8 protein-coding genes are annotated in these 6,881 nt (G+C 40.3%); 7 read left to right on the top strand and 1 reads right to left on the bottom strand.

The genetic code is table 11. The annotated features are described in order from the left end of the window. Nucleotides 1-68: 68 nt before the first annotated feature. On the top strand, nt 69-737 hold the full coding sequence (locus tag LU279_RS13035; RefSeq protein WP_274422922.1) for an acyltransferase: 669 nt from the start codon (nt 69-71) through the stop codon (nt 735-737). An 83-nt stretch (nt 738-820) separates the two neighbouring features. Further along, nucleotides 821-1,510: a hypothetical protein gene (locus LU279_RS13030; RefSeq protein ID WP_274422921.1), complete on the top strand. Its 690-nt coding sequence runs from the start codon at nt 821-823 to the stop codon at nt 1,508-1,510. Nucleotides 1,511-1,519: 9 nt separating this feature from the next. On the opposite strand, the gene LU279_RS13025 is transcribed toward LU279_RS13030, so the two are convergent. Then, nucleotides 1,520-2,269 carry a TraX family protein gene (locus tag LU279_RS13025; protein ID WP_274422920.1) on the bottom strand — a complete coding sequence of 250 codons (750 nt, stop codon included), beginning with the start codon at nt 2,267-2,269 and terminating at the stop codon, nt 1,520-1,522. A 251-nt stretch (nt 2,270-2,520) separates the two neighbouring features. On the opposite strand from LU279_RS13025, the gene LU279_RS13020 reads away from it, so the two are divergent. The 5 genes from LU279_RS13020 to LU279_RS13000 all read left to right on the top strand — a co-directional run bounded on the left by LU279_RS13020 (nt 2,521) and on the right by LU279_RS13000 (nt 6,881). Further along, the gene (locus tag LU279_RS13020; RefSeq protein WP_022066942.1) at nt 2,521-3,213 is read left to right on the top strand and encodes an iron-sulfur cluster assembly scaffold protein; all 693 of its coding nucleotides are present in this window, start codon (nt 2,521-2,523) and stop codon (nt 3,211-3,213) included. Nucleotides 3,214-3,248: 35 nt separating this feature from the next. After that, a complete protein-coding gene (locus LU279_RS13015; RefSeq protein ID WP_274422919.1) occupies nt 3,249-4,259 on the top strand; it encodes a GGGtGRT protein in 1,011 nt (336 codons plus the stop codon). 500 nt (nt 4,260-4,759) lie between these two features. After that, complete coding sequence (locus LU279_RS13010) at nt 4,760-5,338, top strand: GNAT family N-acetyltransferase (protein WP_274422918.1); 579 nt, start codon at nt 4,760-4,762, stop codon at nt 5,336-5,338. A gap of 149 nt (nt 5,339-5,487) precedes the next feature. Continuing rightward, complete coding sequence (locus LU279_RS13005) at nt 5,488-5,658, top strand: hypothetical protein (RefSeq protein WP_274422917.1); 171 nt, start codon at nt 5,488-5,490, stop codon at nt 5,656-5,658. Nucleotides 5,659-5,828: 170 nt separating this feature from the next. Further along, the gene (locus tag LU279_RS13000; RefSeq protein ID WP_274422916.1) at nt 5,829-6,881 is read left to right on the top strand and encodes an acyltransferase family protein; all 1,053 of its coding nucleotides are present in this window, start codon (nt 5,829-5,831) and stop codon (nt 6,879-6,881) included.

The raw sequence follows: 6,881 nt of genomic DNA, 5'->3' as shown, positions 1-6,881 counted from the left end.
ATAGCAGAAGTTTGCCGACGGGTTTCATAACCCCATTGGTGCCTTTTGCAGAAAGGCGGATTATAATTATGATAAAAGATTTTACCATTGAGAAGCTTCTTGATCTGAACGAAACGATCGCCTCAGAGCTTTTTGAGGGAAAGACCTATCCCTGGGAGGTGCTTTCGGAGATTAAAGATTTTATCCTGAAGCTTGGTAAAACACTGGATCCGGAAGAATATGAGTATCTCGAGGGCGATATCTGGATTGCAAAATCCGCAAAGATAGCTCCTACTGCCAGTATTAATGGTCCTGCGATCATCGGTAAGGATACAGAGGTTCGCCACTGTGCCTTTATCCGGGGAAATGCCATTGTAGGAGAAGGCTGTGTGGTAGGAAACTCTACAGAACTGAAAAATGTGGTTCTTTTTAACTGTGTGCAGGTTCCTCATTATAACTATGTGGGAGATGCAGTTCTGGGCTACAAATCCCATATGGGAGCAGGCTCTATCTGTTCTAACGTAAAATCAGATAAACAGCTGGTTGTTGTAAAAGACGGAGAGGAAAAAATCGAAACCGGTCTTAAAAAGTTTGGCGCTATGCTGGGAGATCACGTAGAGGTAGGCTGTGGTTCCGTTCTGAATCCGGGAACTGTAATCGGAAGAAACAGCAATATTTATCCTCTTTCTCCGGTAAGAGGCTGTGTGCCGGCAGACAGTATTTATAAGAGCGGGACAGAAATTGTCAGTAAAAATTAAGGGAATATAGAAAATACAAAGAATAAAGCTGCAGTGATATACTCTGACCTGTAAAGTATTCTACGAAAGGGGACAGAGAAGATATGAAAAAAGCAGCTTTATTTTTTATGTTAGCAGTAATGTCAGGAAGTGTTCTTACAGGGTGCGGTTCAGGTGCAGAAACGAAGGAAAAAACAGAAGTTACAGCAACGCCGAAACCGACAAAATCTCCCAAAAAATCCGAAACCTCCCAAAAAACATCAACAAATGAAAATAAACCACAGGAAACTTCAAAGGGAAAAAATAATTCTTCTGCAAATGGTTCTGTCTCTTCTGAAAAAACAGAAAAAGATACGTCCAAAACAATAGAAGAAAAAGTAGAGAGCGGCGAGGTCAGCCAGGGATGGGATTCTATTGTCCTTTATGATATTGATCTGAATGGAGTTCAGGTAAAAAGAGGGGATGATGGGAACTGGTATGATGAAAACGGAGTTTCTTACGGAAATCTGGATAATGCAGATGAATCCCAGCCTATTATCAATGAGAATGGAGATACCTATTATTGGAATGGAGATCTTGCAGAACAGGCAGCGGAAGAGGAAAATTCTGACAGTTCTTCAGAAGATTCTTCCAGTACGGAAGGTATCAGCGATCCTTTTGATCTGTACAGCTGGGATGAAGGAACAGGTCAGTATATTCCTTTCCAACAGGCAGAAACAGACGCTTCTCCTGTGGGAAAGGGAAATGGCTGGTATTACTATGATGAAGAAAGCAATGAGTTTCTTCCTTGGTAGATTCCTGTCTCAGAACAGGATCCTGCGCAGGAGTACCAGAATGGTAATATGCAGTGGATAAAATACATAAAAGAAATACTTGGAAAACTTTCCGCGGATAAAGCCCCTTTGCCCGTTATACATATTAATGGGAAGGAAGGCAAAGCAGGCTTTCCATTCATAAGCAAGCCAACAGCTCCCTATGATCGCCTGGGGAGCTTTGTCATCTCTTAAAAGATACATGATCAGGAGAAAGATAAAGCCTTTCCAGCCATAGTCTGCATCAAGGAAAAAAGAAATTGCCAGAAGTCCGCCAAGGGACAGAAATAGCCTGGTACGATTTTCGCGGAAATGTTCCAGCACACAGAATGCAAGATAACCCAGGAATAAAGTGAAAAATACATTCTGTTTTTCGTAATGCCAGGTATCGGCAAACATGTAGTTCCACGGAAGCTCTGAAATCAGTGCAAACAGAAGAAGATTTCTGCCGTATTTTTTTCTGCTTCTGGTATGGATAAAACCTTCCAGCAAAAGAAAACAGAAAATAGGAAATGCAATCCGGCCGATATCCCGGCAAATGCGGTAAGGAGTATAGGCGTTCTGGCCAATATAAAAAAGCGGAGTCAGCGCAGGCGGATACTGAGAGAGCAGAATGCAGGCGCTGTGGTCGATCAGCATTACAATAATGGCAATGATCTTCAGAACGCTTCCGCTCAAAATCTGAAATTTCTGTGGAAGAAAAGACGGCGGAAGAGAATTGCTGTAGTGATTTTGAGACATGAGAACCTCCTGTCGATTTGATTTTTGTTCAGTTTATCATATTCTGGAGGGGAATTCCAGAACAGGTTTGAGAAAGAAAAGATACCTGTTTGTCCCAAAAAAGACAAAATTATAAGAAATGACAGGAAAACCTGATATTTTTTTACAAAATTTGACTGGACTATTAGACAGTTTTATGAGAAAATATTGTAAGGTTGACAGGGGACACCTGACAACATTAAAGTAAATCTACACTTGAAAGGAGTTTTACAATGATTTATTCACGCGAAGTAGAAGAAATGTGTCCAGTGGCACAGGGCGTTCATCATGGGGCTGCTCCGATCCCGGAAGAAGCAAAATGGGTACAGGCAAAAGAAGTAAAGGATATTTCCGGCCTGACACACGGTGTTGGCTGGTGTGCTCCGCAGCAGGGTGCATGTAAGCTGACTCTGAACGTTAAAGAAGGTATCATCCAGGAAGCTCTTGTAGAGACTATCGGATGTTCCGGTATGACACATTCTGCAGCTATGGCTTCTGAAATCCTTCCGGGCCGTACTGTAATGGAAGCGCTGAACACAGACCTTGTTTGTGACGCAATTAATACAGCTATGAGAGAACTGTTCCTTCAGATCGTATACGGACGTTCCCAGTCTGCTTTCTCTGAGGATGGACTTCCGATCGGAGCAGGACTTGAGGACCTTGGAAAAGGACTTCGTTCCCAGGTTGGTACTATGTACGGAACTCTGAAAAAAGGACCTCGTTATCTGGAAATGGCAGAGGGTTATGTAACAGGTATCGCTCTTGATGAAGACAATGAGATCATCGGATATCAGTTCGTAAGCCTTGGAAAAATGACTGATTTCATCAAAAAAGGTGATGACCCGAACACTGCATGGGAAAAAGCAAAAGGTCAGTATGGCCGTGTTGACGATGCTGTTAAGATCATCGACCCAAGAAAAGAATAATTATTTTTAGATGAAAAAATCAGGAGGAAAAGTAAATGGCTTTATTTGAATCATACGAGAGACGAATTGACAAGATCAATTCTGTTTTAAACAGCTATGGAATCGCTTCTATCGAAGAGGCAGAAAAAATCACAAAAGATGCAGGTCTGAACGTTTATGATCAGATCAAAGGCATCCAGCCGATCTGCTTTGAAAACGCTTGCTGGGCATACATTGTAGGCGCAGCTATCGCAATCAAAAAAGACTGCAGAAGAGCAGCTGACGCAGCAGCAGCTATCGGAGAAGGTCTTCAGGCTTTCTGTATCCCGGGCTCCGTTGCTGATACACGTAAAGTAGGTCTTGGCCATGGTAACCTTGGCAAAATGCTTCTTGAAGAAGAGACAGAGTGCTTTGCATTCCTTGCAGGTCATGAGTCTTTTGCAGCAGCTGAGGGCGCTATCGGTATCGCAGAAAAAGCAAACAAGGTTCGTCAGAAACCGCTTCGTGTTATCCTGAACGGTCTTGGAAAAGACGCTGCTCAGATTATTGCAAGAATCAATGGATTTACATATGTTGAGACAGAGTATGATCCATATACAAACGAAGTTAAGGAAGTATTCCGTAAATCCTATTCAGAGGGACTTCGTGCAAAAGTAAACTGCTATGGCGCTAACAGCGTTCCGGAAGGTGTTGCGATCATGTGGAAAGAGGGCGTAGACGTTTCCATTACAGGTAACTCCACTAACCCGACACGTTTCCAGCATCCGGTTGCAGGTACTTACAAAAAAGAATGCCTGGAAAAAGGCAAAAAATACTTCTCCGTTGCTTCCGGCGGTGGTACAGGTCGTACACTTCATCCGGACAACATGGCAGCAGGTCCTGCTTCCTACGGTATGACAGATACACTTGGACGTATGCATTCTGACGCTCAGTTTGCAGGTTCCTCTTCTGTACCGGCTCACGTAGAGATGATGGGTCTGATCGGCGCAGGAAACAACCCGATGGTTGGTATGACTGTAGCTGTAGCTGTTTCGATCGAGGAAGCTGCTAAAGAAGGTAAATTCTAATATTCCAATAAAAACAGGACTTGTTACGCTGTGAGTAGTCGTAGCAAGTCCTGTTTTTTGACTCTTGTTTCTGTGAAGCATATATCGAGTTTTATGATTTTTTTTGTGTCCGTATATTGCGGATTTTATGGTGCGAAATTCGGTAGTTGATTACTTATAGATATTAAATCAAAAAATAATATTTCTAACACATATTTTATAATTATTTATTTTTCAGCCATAACGGACATAAATTCTAACATAGCCATAGTAAGAGAATAGATTAAAAATACGCCTAAAAATATAAAACTTATTATTATTTTGGCGTGAGGTATCCAAAACAGCTCCTTTTTTTGGTTTCATATTTTTCTTGTACATTGAAATCTCCTTCATTTGTAAAATTGTGCTGACTTTTATTATAATTTGGTAAATTCTTTATTTCATTTACCCGGTACAGAGGATTGACTTTTTTCGGCAGTTCGTCATATAATGTCTGAAAATAAAGTAAGAGGGGCAAAATTATGAGCGAAATAAAAATCAGTATCGCAAGTCCGGAAGATGCAGGGGAGCTGTTGGAAATCTATGCGCCTTACGTGCAGGAAACAGCAGTATCTTTTGAATATACGGTTCCTTCTCCGGAGGAGTTCAGACAGCGGATTAGTCATACATTGGAAAAATATCCTTATTTAAAAGCAGAACAGGATGGTGAGGTGATCGGGTATGCCTATGCAGGACCCCTTCATCCAAGAGCAGCTTATGCCTGGTCGGTGGAAACTTCGATTTATGTGAAAAAAGATAAAAAGCATCTGGGTACAGGAAAAATGCTTTATGAAATGCTGGAGAGAATCCTGAAAGAACAGAATATTTTAAGCGTTAATGCCTGTATTGCCTGGCCGGAAAAAGAGGACGAGTATCTTACCGGGGACAGTGTAAGATTTCACGAACATATGGGGTATCATAAAGTAGCGGAGTTTCATAAATGTGCCTGTAAATTTGGCCGCTGGTATAATATGGTCTGGATGGAAAAACATATTGGAGAACATTTGGAGAATCCGGCAGAAATAAAAATATTTGATGAAGTTCGGGGGCTATTGAAGTAGTAGCAGCATAGGAAATAAATTAAATAATATAGAATTTATCAGATTTTTTGCGGCTGTTATTGTATATTTGTATCTTCTTCATTCTTTTATGATGCTTGGCAGAGAGGCTTTATTTACTTTATGTAAAAACTATGAAGAACTTAGCGGAAATGAAACTGCCTATATGTGTGATTATGTATTTTTGCTATAGACTGAATATTATGACTACAGACGGTGGATTTGCCAGAAAAGTGTTTTGCGGAGTGTCCGGTTTTGCCATTGCAAGGGCTGTTGTCGGTATAGAAACAGCCTATCTTCATGAAGTTTTTATGATTCTATGAAAACAGGTATTGAATTAAAAAAATACGATGTTTTGAAAAAGAGGCAGGGAAACAATTCACGCGTTTGTCGTGGAGCGGCAGCAGATTTTCTTTACAGAACAGAGAAAAGCAAGTATAATGAGAAAACGGATATAAAATATTAATTTCAGTATAAACTTTGTGGGGGGAATATGATCTTTTTTCTAATAATACTTTTATTGATTGCTGTACGGTCGGCAACCATAGCTGCACAGGATCAGTTCAATAAAAATTATCTGTCAAAAATAGATGCCAATAATATAAAAGGCATTTTTGTAATCCTGATAATTTTCAGTCATTATGTAGGATATGTTCAGCTGGGAGGGAGATATGATCAGCCGTACCTTGCTTTAAGAGAACACTTAAATCAGATGGTTGTTGCAATGTTCTGGTTTTATTCAGGATATGGAATCATGACATCCATGCAGAGGAAAAATAAAGGGTATCTAAAAGGGATTCTGACGCGCCGTTTTCCGAAAGTATGGGCCAGTCTTGCGGCTGCTGTAGGAATATTTATGTTAGTCAATCTGATTACGGGTAGACAATATCCCGTTGGGCAGATAATGCTGTCTCTGATCGGATGGGAATCCATAGGCAATTCAAACTGGTATATGTTTGATACGCTGGTGATATACCTGCTGGTATATCTTTCATTTAGTATGGTAAAATTTCGGTCAAAAAAAGTTCAGGAGTATGTAGGATGTGCTTTTCTGACTGTTCTTACAGGCGTTTTTATCTATACTCTTATGAAAGTGGGAAAGGAGAATTATTGGTATAATTCCGTTATTATATTTCCCGTAGGATGCTGGTATGCTTTGCTTAAGGATAAAATAGAGAGTATTTTCATGAAAAATGACAGATTTTATATGGGAGGCGCATTGCTGGCAGTTCTTATCTACAGCATCTCGTTTCGCAACAGATGGAAGTATGGGATCGAGGGATATACGGTGTGGGCAGTGGCGTTTGTAGCAGTGATTGTATTGTTTACCATGAAAGTATCGATTTCAAGCCATATTTTTACATGGTTTGGGGAACATGTTTTTAGTGTGTATATGTTGCAGAGAATTCCTATGATAATTTTTTCGGATTTAGGATTTGCCCGAAATAAATATATGTTTCTTGTGATCTGTATCATAAGTACAGTTTTTCTGGCAGATTTGTTTGACCGTTATATTGGAGAAAAAATAAAACGTGTTTTTGCATAA

The sequence above is a fragment of the Blautia sp. XA-2221 genome, assembly GCF_028767025.1.
Lineage (GTDB): Bacteria > Bacillota > Clostridia > Lachnospirales > Lachnospiraceae > Blautia_A.
The sequence above is the reverse complement of the archived record's forward strand: the minus strand, read 5'-3'. Positions and strand labels throughout refer to the sequence as shown.